At 42.1% G+C, this 19,829-nt stretch carries 12 protein-coding genes; 7 read left to right on the top strand and 5 right to left on the bottom strand.

What is annotated here, in order from left to right:
* Window positions 1-272 precede the first annotated feature (272 nt).
* From katG to IRQ78_RS10145, 4 genes are all read right to left on the bottom strand, one after another.
* Window positions 273-2,486, bottom strand: a complete 2,214-nt coding sequence (katG, locus tag IRQ78_RS10160; RefSeq protein WP_194442024.1) for a catalase/peroxidase HPI — start codon at window positions 2,484-2,486, stop codon at window positions 273-275.
* A gap of 188 nt (window positions 2,487-2,674) precedes the next feature.
* Window positions 2,675-5,428 (bottom strand): S9 family peptidase, encoded by a 2,754-nt coding sequence (locus IRQ78_RS10155; protein ID WP_194442022.1) that lies wholly within the window; start codon window positions 5,426-5,428, stop codon window positions 2,675-2,677.
* A 119-nt stretch (window positions 5,429-5,547) separates the two neighbouring features.
* Window positions 5,548-7,107: an MASE1 domain-containing protein gene (locus tag IRQ78_RS10150; protein ID WP_194442020.1), complete on the bottom strand. Its 1,560-nt coding sequence runs from the start codon at window positions 7,105-7,107 to the stop codon at window positions 5,548-5,550.
* A complete protein-coding gene (locus IRQ78_RS10145) occupies window positions 7,094-7,723 on the bottom strand; it encodes a response regulator transcription factor (RefSeq protein ID WP_054552760.1) in 630 nt (209 codons plus the stop codon). Before IRQ78_RS10145 ends, IRQ78_RS10150 begins: the two co-directional genes overlap by 14 nt.
* 226 nt (window positions 7,724-7,949) lie before the next feature.
* Between IRQ78_RS10145 and IRQ78_RS10140 the strand changes: the two genes are divergently transcribed.
* The 3 genes from IRQ78_RS10140 (at window position 7,950) to IRQ78_RS10130 (ending at window position 13,443) form a co-directional block, all read left to right on the top strand.
* Window positions 7,950-8,192, top strand: a complete 243-nt coding sequence (locus IRQ78_RS10140) for a YdcH family protein (protein ID WP_138616187.1) — start codon at window positions 7,950-7,952, stop codon at window positions 8,190-8,192.
* A 185-nt stretch (window positions 8,193-8,377) separates the two neighbouring features.
* Window positions 8,378-10,624, top strand: coding sequence for a S46 family peptidase (locus IRQ78_RS10135; RefSeq protein ID WP_194442018.1), 2,247 nt, complete (start codon window positions 8,378-8,380; stop codon window positions 10,622-10,624).
* Between the two features lie 140 nt (window positions 10,625-10,764).
* Window positions 10,765-13,443, top strand: a complete 2,679-nt coding sequence (locus IRQ78_RS10130; protein WP_194442016.1) for a M14 family metallopeptidase — start codon at window positions 10,765-10,767, stop codon at window positions 13,441-13,443.
* A 148-nt stretch (window positions 13,444-13,591) separates the two neighbouring features.
* Here IRQ78_RS10130 and IRQ78_RS10125 read toward each other — a convergent pair whose 3' ends face one another.
* A complete protein-coding gene (locus IRQ78_RS10125) occupies window positions 13,592-15,052 on the bottom strand; it encodes a Gfo/Idh/MocA family protein (RefSeq protein WP_138598820.1) in 1,461 nt (486 codons plus the stop codon).
* Window positions 15,053-15,326: 274 nt separating this feature from the next.
* Between IRQ78_RS10125 and IRQ78_RS10120 the strand changes: the two genes are divergently transcribed.
* Genes IRQ78_RS10120 through nagA form a run of 4 tightly spaced genes read left to right on the top strand, consistent with a single transcriptional unit; the run spans window position 15,327 to window position 19,816 of the window.
* Window positions 15,327-16,592: a D-tagatose-bisphosphate aldolase, class II, non-catalytic subunit gene (locus tag IRQ78_RS10120; RefSeq protein WP_054552755.1), complete on the top strand. Its 1,266-nt coding sequence runs from the start codon at window positions 15,327-15,329 to the stop codon at window positions 16,590-16,592.
* A 23-nt stretch (window positions 16,593-16,615) separates the two neighbouring features.
* On the top strand, window positions 16,616-17,734 hold the full coding sequence (locus IRQ78_RS10115) for an SIS domain-containing protein (RefSeq protein ID WP_194442014.1): 1,119 nt from the start codon (window positions 16,616-16,618) through the stop codon (window positions 17,732-17,734).
* Window positions 17,735-17,751: 17 nt separating this feature from the next.
* Window positions 17,752-18,675: an ROK family protein gene (locus IRQ78_RS10110; RefSeq protein WP_194442012.1), complete on the top strand. Its 924-nt coding sequence runs from the start codon at window positions 17,752-17,754 to the stop codon at window positions 18,673-18,675.
* Window positions 18,653-19,816, top strand: a complete 1,164-nt coding sequence (gene nagA, locus IRQ78_RS10105) for an N-acetylglucosamine-6-phosphate deacetylase (protein ID WP_194442010.1) — start codon at window positions 18,653-18,655, stop codon at window positions 19,814-19,816. Before IRQ78_RS10110 ends, nagA begins: the two co-directional genes overlap by 23 nt.
* Window positions 19,817-19,829: the final 13 nt, after the last annotated feature.

The following is a 19,829-nucleotide window of genomic DNA, read 5'->3' as shown; positions in this document are numbered from 1 at the left end:
TTAAGTTTCTAGCTGCTAGCTGCTAGCTGCTAGTTGCTAGGTTAGCACTTGCTTGTAGGTCGTGCTTTAGCGCGTTTATTATGACGCCATAAATGGCGACCTACATCTAATGTTACGGTGGCTTCATGCTATTGAGTAATGAGCTGAACTCGAGTGCCTGTAAATCTCAAAGTGCTCTAATAACTCGGTTTGAAATAAAAAAGCCGCTAACTTAGCGGCTTTGTTGGTTGCGAAAATATGATACCAATCGACTTAACACGATTGATATAGGGTTAACGTAGGTCGAAGCGATCTAGCGTCATTACTTTAGTCCACGCTGCTACGAAGTCATCAACGAACTTCTGTTTAGCATCGTCAGAGGCATACACTTCAGCGATTGAACGTAGCTCTGAGTTTGAACCGAAGATTAAATCTACTGGTGTTGCTGTCCACTTAAGTTTGCCTGATTGACGGTCACGGCCTTCGTAAACACCTTCGTCAGAAGACTTAGACCACTTCGTTGACATATCTAATAGGTTAACGAAGAAATCGTTGCTTAATGTGCCTGGTTTTTTCGTGAATACACCGTGTTTAGTTTGGTCAGTATTCGCGTTAAGGGCACGCATACCACCTAGTAGTGCAGTCATTTCTGGTACTGATAAGCTTAGTAAATCAGCGCGTTCAACTAACATTTCAGCCGGTGATTTCCATGCTGAGCTGTAGTAATTACGGAACGCATCTGCTGTTGGCTCAAGTACTTCGAATGATTCAACGTCAGTCATTTCTAATGACGCGTCCATACGGCCTGGCTTAAACGGTACTGCGATAGAGAAACCTGCGTCGCTTGCTGCTTTTTCGATTGCAGCCGCACCACCAAGAACAATCATATCTGCAAGTGAAATTTCTTTACCACCAGATGCTTTTTTATTGAACTTAGTTTGGATTTTCTCAAGTTTGCTAAGTACTTTAGCTACTTCTTTCGGGTTGTTTACCGGCCAATCTTTTTGCGGAGCAAAGCGAATACGTGCACCGTTTGCACCACCACGCATATCTGTGTCGCGGTAGCTTGCTGCTGATGCCCAAGCAACACGCACTAGTTCAGATACAGATAAACCTGAATCTAAGATGCTAGCTTTAAGTGACGCGATATCTTTGCTATCAACTAGTTTGTGGTCAACCGCAGGGATGTAGTCTTGCCAAATTAATACTTCTTCTGGCACTAAGTCACCTAGGTAACGAGCACGTGGGCCCATATCGCGGTGGTTTAGTTTGAACCATGCTTTAGCAAATGCCAGTTCGAACTCTTTCGGGTCGTTTAAGAAACGCTCTGAAATCTTACGAAACTCAGGATCTGCTTTTAACGCGATATCAGTTGTGAACATGATAGGCGCATGACGCTTACCTTTAATGTGTGCATCTGGCACTAGGTTAGACGCTTGACCATTTTCAGGGATCCATTGAGTCGCACCTGCAGGGCTCTTAGTTTTAACCCATTCAAAAGCAAATAAGTTTTGTAGGTAGTTGATTGACCAGCGTGTTGGTGTCACTGTCCATGCACCTTCAAGACCTGAAGTGATGGTGTCTTCTGAGTGACCTTTACCACATTTGTTTTTCCAACCTAAACCTTGCTCTTCGATACCGGCTGCTGCAGGCTCTTTGTCTAAGCAGGTCGCTTTTTTCGCACCGTGTGCTTTACCAAAGCTGTGACCACCGGCGATTAGTGCAACGATTTCTTCATCGTTCATTGCCATGCGGCCGAATGATAAACGGATGTCGTCTGCTGCAAGTAGTGGATCAGGGTTACCGTGAGGGCCTTCTGGGTTTACATAGATTAAGCCCATCTCAACTGCCGCTAATGGGCCTTTAAGTTTGCCTTTTTTGTCACGACGTTCGTCAGTTAACATTTTGCCTTCAGGGCCCCAGTATACGTAATCTGGTTCCCAATCGTCTTCACGACCACCGGCATAACCAAAGGTTTTGAAGCCCATTGATTCAAGCGCAACGTTACCTGTTAACGCCATCAAGTCAGCCCAAGAAATGCTGCGACCGTATTTTTGTTTTATAGGCCAAAGTAAACGACGTGCCTTATCAAGGTTTGCGTTATCAGGCCAGCTATTTAGCGGGTCGAAACGTTGTTGACCACCGCCTGCGCCACCACGACCATCAAACGTACGGTAAGTACCTGATGCGTGCCACGCCATACGGATGAAGAATGGACCATAGTGACCGTAGTCAGCAGGCCACCAATCTTGAGAATCAGTCAATACTTTCTCAATATCAGCTTTCACTGCGTTTAGGTCTAACTTTAAGAATTCTTTTTTGTAATCAAAGTAAGGACCCATAGGATCAGACTCTGCACCATGGGCACGAAGTTGGCTAAGATCTAATTGCTCTGGCCACCAGAATTGGTTTGATTTGATGTCGTTTGTAGCTTGTACGCCTGTTGCCACCAACAGTGATACCGCAACAGCTACTTTAGACAAAGCTGACGTTGATTTTTTAAACATTGTGTAGTCTCCAGTTAGAAGTTGGGTGAAATATAGATTTGTTCAGGTTAACTTTCCACTTACAAACTGGGGTTTAAATCGATTGATAAAATCGAAAAAACAGATGGTTTAATTGATTTTATAGAACAAAGCCAGCGAAAATGCTGGCTCTAGGGGAGTGTGCAGTAAGCTTAAATTCAGCTTGTTGCTTATTCTTCAATAAAGGGTACGCCGTTTTTGATCCACTCAGCGGCTGGTTTGCCTTTTAAGTAGTGATCAAAATATTCCATCATGCGTACTGAGAAATCCACTTGGTTAGGGAATTTCTTCAGGTGATGTGGTTCACCTTCGTATTGTAAGAAGGTGGCATCTTTACCCGCACGACGAAGTGCTAGGTAGTATTGAACACCTTCGTGCCATGGCACAGCATCATCTTTGTCGCCAAACATAATCAGAATTGGGGTATTCACTTTATCAGCGAAGAACACCGGTGAGTTTTCGATGTATAGCTCTGGCGCTTCGAATAACGTTTTACCAATGCGGCTTTGCCCTGTTTCGTATTGGAACTGACGAGCAAGACCTGATTTTAAGCGAATACCGCTGTATGCACTGGTCATGTTAGATACTGGCGCACCCGATACAACCGCCTTAAACATATCTGTCTGCGTGATCATAAAGGCACTTTGGTAGCCTGCCCATGAGTGACCTTGTAAACCAATTTTATTTGGATCAGCAATGCCTAAATCAATCAACTTTTGAGTGGCGTTGATCATCGTTTGGGTTGACGATTTACCCGGATGACCAATTTCAAAACGGATATCAGGTAAGAAAATCGCATAACCATTTGAAGTAAACATCGGGAAGTTAGGACGATGATTTAATTCCATTTTCGGGAAGTCATACATGCGTTGGCTCATATAGCGGTAGAAGTACACAACCACTGGCACCTTATCGCCTTTTTTGTAGCCCGCAGGCTTAATTAATACGCCTTGTAAATCTTCACCATCAAACCCTTTATAGCTAATAAGCTCAGGTTTTTCGCCCCATGCAAAGTTGCTAATTTGTGGGTTGAGGTTGGTAACACGCTGTGGCTTTTTGAAGCTAAAATCAGCTTGGTAGTAATCAGGGAATTGCTGATATGTTTGCGCTGTGAATAGGTATTTGTCGGCATTTTTCGCCTTTTTAACTACATCATAGCGCTTTTTACCCGAAAGTACTTTGCTTACTTTATTGCTTGTTAAATCAAGTTTTGCAATTTCAGTTTGCTTATCTTGCAGGTTGGTTGCGCTTAGTAATAATGTTTCGTCTTTGGCAAAGCCCACTTGGTCTTTATCTAGTTTAATAACACGATATTGGGTATTGCTTTCTTTACCTTGAGTTAGGCGCGTTGCCTTTTGTGTTGCGACATCAAAAGCCCAAATATCAAATTTACTGTAAACCAGTACTTGGCTGCTGTCGTTTAACCAGCCTGCAAAACCATAACCCGGCTGAGGTGATGGGTAGTCATGTTTATCATCAGCAAAAATAGCGTTAATTGCTTTAGATAAGGTTGAAACCTTGTTGTTACCTAAATCTTTAAGCTGTACTTGGCTGTCTTGGAAAAATGCTGCAAATTGACCATTTGGCGCAAGGCTTGGTCTAAACGGATAGTCGCTGACGATAGCGGTTTGTTTACCGGTTTTAACATCAACACTGAAATAATCTGCGTAAAAACCACCATACATAACACGTTCTAGGTAAGGTCGGTCTGAATAGCCTAATAGCGCTTCACGATGAGTATTAAGCGACACCTCTGGCATGTTCGGTGTGCTCAACTGCACAACGTGCTGACCATTTACATGATATACCGCTTGGTAATGACGAAGCTTATTCGCTTTGTTCCATTGCTGCTCTTCGCGAGGCTTAATTTCAGCGTCTTTGTTGTGCCAAACGTTAAGGCCCTTTTGGTCGCGAATGGTATCGAAATCATATAAAGAGGCTTCATCTTTGTATTCTTTTAGGGCAACTTTTGCAGCGAGTTTAGGGTGGTTTTCAAAGTATAAACGAGCACCATCTTCAGACCATTTTAGCGATGCTGTTTTGCCAATAGTCCAGCTGCTATCTGCAGAATTAATAGTTGAAAGCGCCCCGTTTTGTAAAAGCTGTAAGCTGTGGTCACGACGGCGTGTATCATCATTCACATAATTGCCAATTAACAGCGCTGCGGTATTGCTGTTTGGCTGCCAAGCAATTTTGTTTGCCACAACACCTGGCTCATCGATCAACACACTAGTTTTAAAGTCATTATTAAGATTAACTAATACAACTTGGTTGTCGGCACCATCACTGTAGCTTTGGCTTGCTAATAACTGCTCACCGGTACTGCTCATCGCATAGCTGAATACGTTGTTGAGAGTGTGCGTGGTTTTGTCTTGAAGGTTAACAAGCACTAAATCAAAGCTTTTATCTTTTTTATCTGGCTTGATTTCGCTGCTGTTTTCGTCTTTTTCTTCGCTGTCTTTTTTATCTGCTTTTTTATCGAGTCGGTAAGCAAGCCATGCACCATCATCCGATAATACATAGTCTTTTACATCGTTAAAGGTCTGTTGCTCACCACTTTTAGTATTCACTAAAACAAGGTTGTTCTTTAGCTCATCTTTTTTCTTGGTGGTTTCTTTTTCAAGTAGGGTTGGTACCTGAGTAAAAGCCACCCAGTTTGCTGCTTTATTAATAGTTGGGCGAGTACCGCGCTCAACGCTAGTTAGTAGGGTGTTGTTGTTTAATGTATAAACCTGACCTTGTGCATTACCGCGATAAGGGTCGGCACTAAAGCTAAGAATTTGGCCATCTTCAGAAAGTTGGGTGCCTTTTGCGTATTTAAAATCAAACACGTCTTTAAATTGCAGAGCTTCTTTCGCACTAACCTGTGCACTACCAAGGCTTGTCACCAAGGCTAAGCTCAAAAGTGATAATTGCGCTTTCATTCATCTTTCTCGTTGTTTTTTAATTGACGCACCCAGTGTAGCGTTTTTAATAAACAATTCGAGTAGAAACGATAAATCGCATATTTATCACGTTGGTTACGTAACTCTAATACATGAAGTTAAAAAGATACTTTAATAGTGAAGCCACCCTGCGTGTCAAAACTACACTTACCACCTAAAGCAAGCACTCGCTCTTCAATAAATAAAAGGCCATAGCCACCAGATTCTGCGTTGTTACGCACTTGCTCACCATTATCTTTAATTAAGAGATCTATGGCTTGTTTATGTACACTCAACTGAACTAATAATTGTGAGGCGCTGCTGTGTTTAATGCAATTGGTAACAGCTTCTTGGCAGATTCTGTAAATAGCCGTTTGGTGTTCATCAGCCAATGTACTGTTGATATCTAAGTTCGTTTGATACTCGATATCAGCTTTATTTAATAGGGATTTTAATTTGCCATTTTTTAGAGCGTGTTCAAGGCCTAACTCGTCAAGCTCTCTCGGTCTCAAATGATGCATAATTTGATACACAGAGTCATACATAGCTTTGGCATTTTCTCTAAGGGTAGCAATGATTGAATTATTGCTGTTTTGTTGTGAGAGTGATAATACTGCTAAATCTGTTTTTAGCGCTGTGAGATTTTGCCCTAATTCGTCATGTAATTCTTGAGACAGATATTTGCGCTCGTCTTCTTGGATTGTAACCATCCGTTTTGCAAGTTGTTTGTTTTTAGCAAGTAATTGAGAAAGTTGTTCATTGCTTTGTTGTAATTCAGCGTTTTTTAATTTGAGTTCATTTGTTGCAGTACCAATTAAAAGCCCAGTAATTGAGTTTGCTAAGATAAATAACTGACTTATATAAGTATTCGTTGCATCTTGTTGGATGCCTGCTTGTACAACAATTAGACTATTGCTGAGTAAAGCACTCAAAATAGCACCTGTTGTAGCAAACTTATAAGAAAACCAAAGAATAGGCAGTAAAGAGAACAAGCGTAGCAGAGAATATAGGTCAGGCCTATGTATATAGGCTGCAAGGTAAACTATGGTCAGGGCTAACAGCGCAATTACGAGTAAATAGTTGTTTAGCGTAATTTTATGTTTATAGCTTTCCTTAATACTTAGCAATATTGGCGCAACGAGTAGTGTCCCTGTTAAATCACCTAGGGTCATATTGAGTTGGTATTGTAATAACTGCTTACCAGCTAACCATGTAGTGAACTCAAAAGCACTAGCAAACAAAAACCACTTGATAGCGGCTGTTGAAGTAGCCAACAAAACGATTGAGATAACGCCGGTATTAGCATCGATCTTGGGTGGCCAACGACTTTCTTTAAAGCAGTGTACTATTATCATGTAGGTAGCTTCTTGCCAAAAGCCATGTAATAAATCGAAGTGCCAAGCATCGTTATAAAACATGCCGATATAAGCAGCATAAAGCCTTGAGCTAAACCAAAGAATTGGCCAAAACCTAATTGGGAAGATAATAAAAAAAGCGAGCTTAACTCCCGCAGGCAAGAATATGGCGCTACTTTGCGCCACCGTTTCTAAATGATTACTTACCCAAGAAGAAAAGCATAAGGTAACAAAGTAAATAACAGCGACTAGAGCTTGTTTTGTAAACTCAGCAAAAGCTTGGTTCACAGATACATTCACGAAAGGGAAATTATGCCAGTTCATCAAGCGCAATGAGTCCATTATCTATTGCAATTTTGAGTAAATCGAACGAGTTAGATACTTTTAGTTTTTGGTAAATATTAGCCTTATGCACATGAGCAGTTTTAGGCATCATGTCTAACTGTTGCGCCACTTGTTTTGCGTTAAGCCCTTTTGCAAATAGAGGTAAAGCTTCCTTTTCTCTTGGTGTTAGTAAAGCGAGTTTATTAGAAGGGTCTTTATAGTTAAACTTCACATCTTCACTTATATACCTGCCGCCCTTAATTACAGAATTGACAGCGTCGATTAAGGCTTCTGATGCTGAACGTTTAGAGACGTAACCTTGCGCGCCCAAGCTAAGAGCGTTGCTTACATAAGGCTCGTAGTCATACATGGAGGCAACAATTGTTTTAATTTCAGGGTAGTAACTATTTAAGTAGCTTAAAAATGCTAGGCCAGTTTCTCCTTCATGCATTGAAATATCAACTATAAAAATATCAGGTTGTTCAATTTCAACGGCAAGTTTAGCCTCGCTAACCGTGCAGGTTTCAATAATTACCTGCCACTCCTGTTGTAGTTCTAGTAACTTTTTAAAGCTATCCCTTACTAGTTGGTGATCTTCAATAATACCAATACGCATGTTTCCCTCCATCAAATTTGATTATATCTCTAATTCAAATGGTTATGTCTAGGAATAATTCTTAGAATTTTGTGCGAACTACATCTTCTTTGTTGCTTACTCAATGAGTTTCAGAAACTTGTATGAATCGCTGTATTATTGATCTTGGACAAGGTTGCGACATTGACTCTGTATGTTAGGGTGATACATTGAAATTGAACTGAAATTCTAGCCAAAGGAGTTGCCCATGTTAGGTGAGAAACACTCGTTATTGAATGAATTCCCTGAGTTTAATGAACTAATCCACAGCCTTGCAAAACACGATGCTCATTTCAAGAAAACCATGCAGCGTTATGATGATATGGATAAAGAAATTCGTGAGCTTGAATTGCAAAACTCGCCGATTGAAGATGCGGATATGCATGAAAAAAAGCAACAACGCGCCGTGCTTAAAGATGAACTTTATGACTTTTTAAAAGCCAATGCTTAATAATTGAATCGAAGCTAATGCTCCTGCTTACTGCATTCTTACGGTAGGAGCTTTTTCTCCCCTCTATTTTTACTCTCCAATTGTATTTAATCGCAATATGTCTTGAGTCAATCAAGGTTATGGTAGTCTTAGCGCGATTTTTTAAGGCAACAATGGAATAGTGCTTTGCACTGACTGGGATTAACATGATTAAAAAAAATATTATTACTACTTCATTAGCACTCATGGGTGTTGTCGCTATCGGTAGCGCGCACGCTGATGAAGGGCAGTGGCAACCGCATCAATTAAAACAATTACAAAGCGAGTTTGATCGCGTTGGTATCGAATTACCTGCATCACAAGTGGCAGATCTTAACCAATATCCACTCAATGCAGTGGTTGGTTTAGGCTATTGTTCAGCGTCATTTGTGTCACCAAAAGGCTTAGCGGTAACTAATCATCACTGTGCTTATGGCGCGATCCAAAATAACAGCACACCAGAAAACAACTTAATTGAAAAAGGTTTTTTAGCAGCTGATTTATCAAAAGAATTACCTGCAGGCCCGCAAGAGCGTTTGTATGTAACTGAACAAGTGGGTGATGTTACTGAGCGCGTACTGGGTAACTTACCTGCAGAACTACACGGCAAAGCGCGTTATGAAGCAATTCAAGCAAATCGCAAAGCTTTGATCAGCGAGTGTGAGTCAGATCCTAACTACCGTTGTACCGTGCGTGATTTTCACCATGGCTTAGAGTACTTCATGATCAAACAACTGATGATCAAAGATGTGCGCTTAGTGTATGCTCCAGCAGAAGCGCTAGGTAACTTTGGTGGCGACATTGATAACTTTGAATACCCACGTCACACGGCGGATTTTACCTTTGTACGTGGTTACGTTGGTAAAGATGGTAAGCCTGCAGATTACAGCGAAGATAACGTACCTTATGAGCCAAAGTCGTTCTTAAAAGTGAATGCGAGCGGCGTAAGCTTAGGTGATGGTGTGCTGGTGGCCGGTTACCCGGGTCGAACTAGCCGCTATAAGCTTGCAGACGAAGTAAATTATTCTGCGAGTTGGTATTACCCAACATTGCTTAATACTTATAACATGACCCTAGACGTAATCGCCAAGCAGAGTGAAGGCGATGAGCAAGCACAAGTTAAATATGCCTCTCGTGTAAAAAGCACTAACAACCGTTTAAAGAAACTGGAAGGCTTACAAGATGGCTTTAAAGTAACGGATATTCCGGGTATTAAAGCTGCTCAAGAGCAAGAGTACCTCGCTTGGTTTGCACAAAGTGCTGAACGTAAAGCATACGCAGATTCATATCACGCATTAAAGTCATTATTAGTTGAAGCACATGCACAGCAACAAAGCCATTTTTACTTTGATTATGCAAAACGCGCAGACTTACTAAGCACGGCAATTCGTTTATATCGTTTAGCTAAAGAAAGTGAAAAACCAAATGCAGAGCGCGAAATGGGTTATCAAGAGCGCGATCTTCCTATGCTTAAAGCGCGTTTGGAGCGTTTACAAAAACAGTTTACGCCTGAAGTCGATAAAGCCTTATGGTTAAGCTACTTAGGTAACTATTTAGCGCAAGATAAAGCAGCGCAAGTTGCGGCATTAAACGACGGCTTAGGTATTACAGATACCACAACACAAGCTGAACTTGATGCGATTATTGCTTCTTTTTATGCTAATACAGAGCTTACAGATGTAGAAGCACGTGTTAACTGGATTGGTAAATCTGTCGCAGAGTTTGAAGCATCAAACGACCCATTCATAAAGTTAGCTGTTGCTCTATACGATACCAACATGGCACAAGAAGCTGACGAAAAAGAAATGGCGGGGCGTTTAGCTGAAATTCGCCCGCAGTATATGCAAGCTGTGATCGCTTTCAATAATGCTAAAGGTAAGCCAGTTTACCCAGATGCAAATGGCACATTACGCGTAAGCTACGCACAAGTTGATGGTTACCCAGCAGCAGATGCTGTGTATAAAACGCCATTTACATCACTACGTGGTTTAGTGGCTAAACACACAGGTGAAAAACCATTTGTTGTTACCGATAAAGTACTTGAAGCATACAAAAAGCAAGCATTTGGCGCGTATTACCGTGGTGACTTAGGTCTACCAGGCGTAAGTTGTAGCTTATTCAGCTTTGGTTGTGAGTCACAAGCGGCTAAACCTCTTGAAGTTAACTCAGTACCAGTCAACTTTTTAAGTAGCGCTGATACCACAGGGGGTAACTCAGGTTCGCCAGTCATGAATGGTAAAGGTGAATTAGTGGGTCTTAATTTTGACTCGACTTATGAATCAATCACCAAAGATTGGTACTTTAACGCCAAAATCACCCGTGCTATTCACGTTGATATTCGATACATGCTTTGGTTAATGGAAGAAGTTGATAACGCAGGTTACCTACTTGATGAAATGACCTTAGTTAAATAGCCCTGCTATTTTGAAAATAACCGCAGCAATTGCTGCGGTTTTTTTATGTCTTTAATTTTTTGCCAATCTAACGTTTTTAATTTGTTTATTTTCAATACTTTTGTAATGTACAAAGCAGATACTTTTACTTGGGAAAAATAATGAGCGCCAAACAAATAATAAAAGCCATTTCAGTGAGTGTTATGGCAATAACGGCAAGCTTTAATGCCAGTGCTGCGAATACCGAAGCAATGTGGCCAGGCACGGCTTATAATCAGCAAATACCAACATTTAAACAAGTGCTCGGATACGATGTAGGTGAGCGCATTACCAATTACAACGATATGCGCCGTTATTTAAGCGCCCTTGAACAAGCTGCGCCTGATCGTTTTAAAGTGTTTAAGTACGCAAACAGCTGGGAAGGTCGTGAACTGGTTTATGCGGTGGTTGGCACAGCGAAGCATATTCGCTCATTAGAAACCCTCGCCAATAACACCCAAGCCTTGGCTGATCCGCGTATCACCTCTGAAAAAGAAGCTAAGTCGCTAATTAAAAATTTACCGACGTCTGTGTGGCTTCAGTATGCCGTGCACGGTAATGAAATTAGCTCAACCGATGCTGCTCTATTCACTGCATATCACTTACTAGCAGCCCCGAATGATGCCGTTAACAGCAAAATTTTAGACAACACCGTGGTGTTTATCGACCCATTGCAAAACCCTGATGGCCGTGAGCGCTTTGTTACTCGTTATTATGCAACCGTGGGTCTTGAGCACAGTGCAGATAGGTTAAGTGCAGAGCATAATGAGCCATGGCCAAGAGGCCGAACAAATCATTATTTGTTTGATATGAACCGTGATTGGTTGGCACTTACTCAGCCTGAAAGTAAAGGTAGAGTGGCTGCAATCAATAAATATAAACCGCAAGTAGTGGTTGATATTCATGAAATGGGCGGCGACCAATCTTACTACTTTGCACCGGCTGCTCAGCCATTTAATCCGCATATGACGAAAACTCAAATCGCCAACATGGATGCAATTGGGCAAAATCATGCGAAGTATTTTGATGAATTTGGCTTTGATTACTTTACCCGTGAAATTTTTGATGCCTTTTACCCAGGCTACGGTGATAGCTGGCCAGTATTTTATGGTGCATCAGCATCAACTTACGAAGTAGGCTCTGCGCGTGGCCATGTTTTTGAGAAAAATACCGGCGAACTACTCACCTATTTTAATACTGTAAAGCGTCAGTTTGTGGCCTCAATTTCGACTGCCGAAGGGGCTGCCAATCAACGTGAAAAACTACTAGGTGACTTTTATCAATATCAAGTTGATGCGATTGATTCGGGTAAAGATAGCAAAGAGCGTGTTTATATCTTACCTAAACAAAGTAACCGTGAAGGCGCTCATAGACTCGCAACCTTAATGGCTGAACATGGTGTTGAAGTTAAACAAGCAACTGAAGACTTCAAAGCCTGTGGCGTTAAGTACAAAGCAGGCAGCTATTTTATTGATACTGCACAGCCACGCGGGGTATTTGTACGTACCACCTTTACTGACCAAGTAGATATGGCAGAGGCTTTTGTAAAAGAGCAAGAAAGACGCCGCGCTCGTAACCTAGGTGATGAAATTTACGATGTCACAGGTTGGTCGCTGCCGATGATGTTTAATGTTGATAGCGAAAGTTGTGGTCGCGCAGTTAGCGCAGATAGTAAAGTGGTTCAGGCCGACGACACATTGCTTGGTAAAGTGAATAATCCAGAAGCCTCAGTGGCTTATATTGTTGCTTGGAGTGATACGGCCGCAGCACGCTTTTTAACAGCAGCGCTGCAAGCTGGCATTAAACTGAAAAGTGCTGACCAAGCATTTGTATTAGGTGATAAAACTAACTACCCAGCGGGTAGCTTAGTAATCGAAAAGCGCCTAAACGATAAAGACTTACTGACTAAAATTAGCCAAATTGCCGAGCAAACTGGTGCAATAGTTGATGGTGTTGATTCAAGTTGGGTGATTGAAGGCCCAAGCTTCGGTAGTAACAAAACAGTGCCTATGGTAGCACCAAAAGTGGCGATTGCATGGGATGCAGCCACTCGAGAGCTAAGCGCCGGTAACACCCGTTTTGTTATCGAAAGACAGCTTGGCTACCCGGTGACAGCTATTCGCACACCCATGCTTGCTTGGGCTGATTTAAGTGATTACCAAGTGCTTATTTTACCAGAAGGTAATTACGAGCAAGCACTCGGTAAATCGGGCGCGACTAATTTAAAAAGCTGGGTTGAAGCAGGTGGCGTGTTGATTGCCCTCGGTAATGCTAACCGTTTTACCACCAACGCTGATTACGGTTTGTTAGATGTTAAACGCGAGCAAGCTTACCGAGAAGATAAAGCCGACAGCAGCGATGATAAAAGCAGTAAAGTGGCAGGGCAGTTATTCGCTTCTCGTGATGATTTAAAAGCAGCGAGCATTGAGCCACATACATCGCCAGACTATGTAGCCGGTGTACTTGCTAATGTTGAAGTAGACCAAGAGCACTGGTTAACCGCTGGGGTTGATAAAGACCTTGTTGCGGTAGCTTACGGTAATGATATTTACACGCCTATAAAACTGAACTCAGGTAAAAACCTAGCGTGGTTTACAGGTAAAGATGATGTGCTAGCAAGTGGTTATCTGTGGCAGCAAAATAAAGCACAGCTTGCGTATAAGCCATTGCTTGTTCATCAACCGCAAGGCAAAGGCATGGTAATAGGCTTTACACAATCACCAACCTACCGCGCCTACCTTGAGGGCATGAATGTACTTTTAGCTAACACGATTTTCCGCGCTGCAGCACATGCTCAGTAAGCTAAAGGCCTAATTAAAAAGCCCGCTGACGTTGCGGGCTTTTTTGTGGGTAAAGTTTTATAGAGTAAAGCTCTAAAGGGAGTGAACAATGAAATAAAAAAGCCCGCAGGGCAAAGGGCGGGCTTTTAGTTTTTCAGGAGAGAAAGTGTTAAGACACAATTCCTAGAGGCTTACCTGTTTGCCAAGCGCCACGGGTAAAGTCTGGAATTGTTTTACTGTTACTTCTATCTGCAACCGATGCCATACTTTGCGGGAAGATTGATGACCATGCTGCGGCATCGTATACATCTTGATCGAGTGGCTCATTATTGCGTAAGCAGTAGATCATGCGCCAAAGCATAATGAAGTCCATACCGCCGTGGCCACCGTTACGTACTGCTTCTTCACCCATGCGTTTCCACAGTGGATGATCAAACTCAGCACGCCATTTTTCCATATCTTGATCCCAGCTATGGAAGTTTTGCATATGTGGCTTACGACCCTGTGAACCTGCTTTCTCCCAGGCAGCGAGCTCTGCTTCATATTGCTGTTGGTAAATTTTCGCGATAGCTGGTGGCACATCTTCAAGAGCAATACGATTAGGGAATCCTGCAAATGTGCCATTAGTACCTTGAATTAGGTTATGGCGGCTGTACGGGCGAGGGCTTGTGGTGTCGTGCTGAACCATAATGCTACGACCTTTCACTGTTTTAATAATGCTGGTATTCATGTCGCCAGCAGTAAATTTTAGTGAACGACGCTCGTGGCCTGCAGGGAATTCACGTTCTGCATAGGCGGCGCGGCCAAGCGCAGGTGAGCTGACTGAGGTAACAAAGTCAAAGCGGTCACCACGGTTGATGTTCATATATTGAGAAACCGGCCCTAAACCATGGGTTGGGTATAAGTTACCGTTTACTTTGGTATGCCAATAAGTACGCCATGAGCCTGTGCTGCGGTCAATTTCTTTCATTTGCCAACGCAGGTCATGAATATAAGCAGCTTCACCATGCAGTAACTCACCAAATACGCCTTTACGAACCATGTTTAAAACCATTAACTCGTCACGGCCATAGTTAACGTTTTCCATCATCATGCAGTTCTTTTGCGTGCGCTCTGCGGTGTTTACTAATTGCCAACACTCTTCCATGGTGGTTGCTGCAGGTACTTCAACAAAGGCATGTTTACCACTTTCCATGGTCTCAACACTCATCGGTGTGTGCCATTTCCAAGGCGTTGAAATGATCACAATGTCGATGTCATCACGAGCGAGCATGTCTAAATAGGCTTTATCTGAACCCGTATAAGCAGTTGGTTTAGGTAAGCCTTTTTCAATAACATAATTAACAGACTTATCTAGCATTAGCTTATCTGTGTCGCAAATAGCTTTGATTTCAACACCTTCAATATGGCAAAGATGTTTCACATGGCCGCTACCACGTTGACCAACCCCAATAAAACCAACACGCACCACATCCATTGCAGGCACAGCTAAGCCCATTACGCTTTTACCTTGCGCTGCAAGAGGTGTGCTTTGATTATCACCTTGTTGGCTTTTCGCACAGCCAGTCACGACTGTCGCGGCGGTAATGGCTGCGGCAGATTTTAAAAAACTACGTCTATCTATTGTCATAACGATACCTAAATCACTGAGATTATTTTTAATAGTGGGTTTCAGTTGTTTCTGTTATATCGCAACTAAAAGTTAATTACAATTAAATGCTTTCAAAATCTTTCAAATTGGTAGCTGTATTACCCTTAATGCCTTTTTATGGTTTTTTAGGTCAAATTTTAGCTTTGATTTGCACTTTCGTTTTCTTTCATTTTGTTGCGTGGTGTTTCGCTGTGTGCTACTGTAATTTCAAATCACGTATCTAACCTTTGATGTAAGCTGCTTGGAGAGAACCATGAATGCATTAAAAACGATTATTAATAACAATCGAGTAGGGCAAGCGCAGGGAATTTACTCTGTATGCTGCGCGCATCCACTCGTTATCGAAGCAGCGATGTTGCAAGCTCTTAATGATGACACTGAAATTTTAATTGAAGCTACGGCAAACCAAGTTAATCAGTTTGGTGGCTACACGGGTATGAAGCCTCATGACTTTGTTGAATTTGTTTATGCAATAGCCGAAAAAGTGGGTTTAGATACCCAGCGCATTATTTTAGGTGGTGATCACTTAGGTCCTGTGTGTTGGGTGAATGAGCCTGCAGAGGTTGCGATGGTAAAAGCTGTTGAACTTGTTAAAGCCTATGCGAGTGCGGGTTTTAAAAAAATTCATCTAGATGCCAGTATGCCATGCGCTGACGATGGAGAACGTTTAGCTGATGCAGAAATTGCCAAGCGTGCAGCATTGATGTGCCAAGCTGCCGAGTCGGTCTCAAAAGATAACGATATTCTTTATGTGGTTGGTACTGAAGTTCCCCCTCCGGGTGGGGCAACAGAAGAGCATGAAATTATTGAGGTATCCCATGTTGAAGGGGTACAGCAAACAATCGAATTACATCAGGCAGCATTTGCTAGCTTAAACATAAGTGACGTGTGGTCGCGTGTTATTGCTGTTGTTGTGCAGCCAGGGGTTGAGTTTGATAATCATCAAGTTTTTAATTACCAACGTAATGAAGCGCAAAAACTGAAAGAGTTTATCACTACTGTCGATAATCTTGTGTATGAAGCTCACTCTACTGATTACCAGCCAGATCATTGCTATCGCGAGTTAGTACAAGATCACTTTGCCATATTAAAAGTGGGGCCACAGCTTACCTATGCACTACGCGAAGGTTTATTTGCTTTAACTTATATTGAAGATCAGTTAGTTGAACCTGCTAAGCGTTCTAATTTACGTGATGTCTGTGAGCGCATCATGCTAGAAAAACCACATTATTGGAATAAGTTTTACCCATCGCAGGGTGCTGAAGCTAAGCTGTTTAGGGCTTATAGTTATAGCGATCGCATCCGTTATTACTGGCCTGAAGATGAGATAAAACAAACAGTAGAAACGCTGTTTGAGAACTTAGAAGGGCAAATTATTCCACAGACCTTACTTAGCCAATTTATGCCAATGCAATACAAAGCATTAACTAAGGGCCAAATTAACTCATCACCGCGTGAGTTAGTACTTAACAAAATAATGGAAGTGACGAATAGCTATTCGCTTGCTTGTAATCAATAAGTGGTGTTGAGAGAGAATTTAATATGACACAGTTTTTATCCTTAAACGAAACAGAACTTAAGCAACATAACGCTTATTGGACCGCAAGAGAAATCACACAACAACCCAAATCATGGTGTAATACGGCAACAGTGATTGATAACAAGCGAGCTGAGATTAATGATTTTTTAGCGCCGATTTTAGCACTTAATAACTTAAAAGTTGTTTTAACAGGCGCTGGTACATCAGCTTATGTGGGCGAGGCTTTAACACCTCATTTAACTGCGAAAACCGATTTGGACGTATGTGCTGTCAGCACCACTGATATTGTCTCAAACCCATATGGTTTTTTACAAAAGGGCACGCCAACCTTACTTATTTCTTATGCGCGCTCTGGAAATAGCCCTGAAAGTGTCGCAGCGGTCGATATTGCAGAGCAAGTCGTTGATAAATGTTATCACTTGGTTATTACCTGTAATGAAAACGGTGAGTTAGCTAAAAGCGCATCAGTTAAAAGCAATAGCTTAAGTGTGATAATGCCAAAAGAAACACTTGATGAGAGCTTTGCAATGACAAGTAGCTTTACCTCAATGCTGATTTCAACACTGTGTATTTTTACTCCAGATAGCGTTCAATTAGAAAAAGTTGTGGCGCATACTAATCAGCTACTCGATACGCAAATTGATGACATTAAGCGTTTTGCACAAAGTAACGTTGAGCGCTTAGTATTTTTAGGAGCCGGGTCTTTACTTGGCTACGCCAAAGAAGCTGCATTAAAGTGTTTAGAGTTAACAAATGGTGAATTAATTAGTTATTTTGAAACGCCTTTGGGTTTTAGGCATGGCCCGAAAACCATTATTAATACCAAAACTGCCGTACTATTGATGTCATCAGGAAATCTATACAGCAGTTTATATGACACTGATTTATATAATGAATTAGTCAATGAACAGCAATGCCTGCGAATAGAAAAATTATCGATAGGTACAAAGCAGCAACCGCTGGATGATGTGTGGCAAGGTCTGTATTATATTGTTTATTGTCAGATTTTTGCATTTTTTAAATCAATCTCACTCGGTTTAACACCTGACAATCCTTGCCCAACGGGCGAAGTTAACCGTGTTGTACAAGGGGTAACTATTTACCCGTTAACTTCTTGTTAGAAAGTGTTAGGTAGAGTATGGCTGTTTATGGACTCGATATTGGTGGAACAAAAATAGAAACCGCCATTTTTAATAATAATTTAGAGCAACAGCAGAGTTGGCGTATTACTACGCCAACTGATGATTATCAGCAATTTTTGCAGGCAATATATCAGCAGGTGCTAAAGGCCGATGAATTAACAAGTAGCCAAGGTGCGGTGGGCATCGGTATGCCAGGTATCATTAATGATGAAGGTAAAGTGCTGTCGGCTAATGTGCCGTGTGCCACAGGCAAAGTGATTGCCAACGATCTTCAAGCATTATTAAAGCGCCCTGTTGCGATATTAAATGACACCCGATGTTTCGCTTTATCAGAAGCAAATGGCGGAGCTGGTGAAGGTTATAGCCGAGTATTTGGTGCCATTGTTGGTACGGGGGCTGCGGGTGGTATGTGTATTGATGGCACTTTGTTTAACCAAGGTTTAGGTATGTCGGGAGAATATGGTCATTTACCACTTTCTGCGTATCTGCAACAAAAATATCAGCTGCCCGTTTTAAAATGCGGCTGTGGTTTAAATGGCTGTGTAGAAAGCTATATTGCAGGGCCCGGTGTACAAACTCTGTATCAACATATTACGCAATCCCCTAAATCAGCGATTGAATGGGCAAACGATATTAAGCTAGGTGATGAGCAAGCCTTAAAGGTGCTCGCTTGTTACTTAGATATTCTTGGCGAAACCTTTGCTGCTATTAGTAAAAGTTTGCACCCAGAAGTTATCGTACTTGGCGGGGGGTTGTCGCTCATTGATGCAATAGTAGAAAAGCTCCCTGATGCGATTCAAACTCATTTATTTTCAGGTTTTGCCGTGCCCGACGTGAAGCGTGCAAAGTTTGGTGATTCTAGCGGCGTAAGAGGCGCTGCAATAATAGGAAGTGTTCATGCTAATTCCAACGCATCTTAATCGCTATTATTTAAAGGCCGCAAAAGTGGTGACTGCTGAGACGGTTTTACTCGATCATGCGGTCTTGGTCGAGCAAGGTAAAATTAGTGCTATTACCACGCAAATTGAGCCAGAGATTAAAGTAATAGATTTAGGTGAGCATAGCTTATTTCCAGGCTTTATCGATTTGCATATTCATGGTCGTGAAGGCTGCGATATTATGGACGGCACACCAGAATCGTTAGAGACTATTTCTCGGTCTTTAGCAAAGCATGGCGTAACGGGGTTTGTTGGCACAACGGTGACTGCAGACTGGGACGTCTCAATTCAAGCTTATAAAAATATGGCGAGTGCCTATCAAAAAGGCTTGGCTGGAGCGCAGTTGCTAGGGGCTTATAACGAAGGTTTATTCTTTGCAGAAGCGCATAAAGGCGCGCATAACGAGTCATTTTTTTTAGAGCTTACTAAACAGCGATTTGATGAAATTTATGCCGCATGTGAAGGTTGCTTAAGCTCATTTGCGTTAGCGCCAGAACTACTTAAATCCCCCGACATGATCCGCTATATCACCGATAAAGGTGTGCGTGTGATGCTGGGTCATACAGATGCTAATTTTGAGCAAACAACACAAGCTCTTGCCCATGGAGCCTGCGGTGGTGTGCATATTTTTAATGGTATGCGCGGTATTCATCATCGAGATCCTGGTTGTACGGGGGCACTGTTGATGGACAGCGATGCCATGGTTGAGCTTATTCCTGATGGTATTCATTTGCACCCGAGCATCATGAACATGGTTTACCGTTTAAAAGGGGCAGATAAAATTGCTCTGATCACAGACTGCGTGAGCGCCGGAGGCTTACAAGATGGTCGCTACCGCTTAGGTGAGCTTCCTATTGTGGTTGAGCAAGGTGTTGCGCGAACTGAGAGCGGCTCTTTAGCGGGCAGTACATTAACCATGGAAGTTGGCGTTGAACGTTTTTATAACCTAACCGACGCAAGCCTAGTCGAAGCAACTAACATGGCCAGTTTAGTACCCGCTGAGTTTTTAAATAAAGCGGAGCAAATAGGCAGTATTGCGGTAGGTAAACAGGCTAATTTTGCCCTGCTCGATAAAGACTTTTCTGTTCAAGCAACGATCTGTGCGGGTAAGCAAATCTTTTAAAAGTTAAGTGAGA

The organism is Pseudoalteromonas simplex (assembly GCF_015278155.1).
In the GTDB taxonomy this organism is placed as follows: Bacteria; Pseudomonadota; Gammaproteobacteria; order Enterobacterales; family Alteromonadaceae; genus Pseudoalteromonas; species Pseudoalteromonas simplex.
The sequence above is the reverse complement of the archived record's forward strand: the minus strand, read 5'-3'. Positions and strand labels throughout refer to the sequence as shown.

Bases quoted from the DNA above. Each gene is read 5' to 3' on its own strand.
- IRQ78_RS10120 (WP_054552755.1), top strand. From the start codon at position 15,327: ATGAATGCATTAAAAACGATTATTAATAACAATCGAGTAGGGCAAGCG.
- IRQ78_RS10150 (WP_194442020.1), bottom strand. From the start codon at position 7,107: ATGAACTGGCATAATTTCCCTTTCGTGAATGTATCTGTGAACCAAGCT.
- IRQ78_RS10130 (WP_194442016.1), top strand. From the start codon at position 10,765: ATGAGCGCCAAACAAATAATAAAAGCCATTTCAGTGAGTGTTATGGCA.
- IRQ78_RS10135 (WP_194442018.1), top strand. From the start codon at position 8,378: ATGATTAAAAAAAATATTATTACTACTTCATTAGCACTCATGGGTGTT.
- IRQ78_RS10110 (WP_194442012.1), top strand. From the start codon at position 17,752: ATGGCTGTTTATGGACTCGATATTGGTGGAACAAAAATAGAAACCGCC.
- IRQ78_RS10155 (WP_194442022.1), bottom strand. From the start codon at position 5,428: ATGAAAGCGCAATTATCACTTTTGAGCTTAGCCTTGGTGACAAGCCTT.
- IRQ78_RS10145 (WP_054552760.1), bottom strand. From the start codon at position 7,723: ATGCGTATTGGTATTATTGAAGATCACCAACTAGTAAGGGATAGCTTT.
- IRQ78_RS10115 (WP_194442014.1), top strand. From the start codon at position 16,616: ATGACACAGTTTTTATCCTTAAACGAAACAGAACTTAAGCAACATAAC.
- nagA (WP_194442010.1), top strand. From the start codon at position 18,653: ATGCTAATTCCAACGCATCTTAATCGCTATTATTTAAAGGCCGCAAAA.
- katG (WP_194442024.1), bottom strand. From the start codon at position 2,486: ATGTTTAAAAAATCAACGTCAGCTTTGTCTAAAGTAGCTGTTGCGGTA.
- IRQ78_RS10140 (WP_138616187.1), top strand. From the start codon at position 7,950: ATGTTAGGTGAGAAACACTCGTTATTGAATGAATTCCCTGAGTTTAAT.
- IRQ78_RS10125 (WP_138598820.1), bottom strand. From the start codon at position 15,052: ATGACAATAGATAGACGTAGTTTTTTAAAATCTGCCGCAGCCATTACC.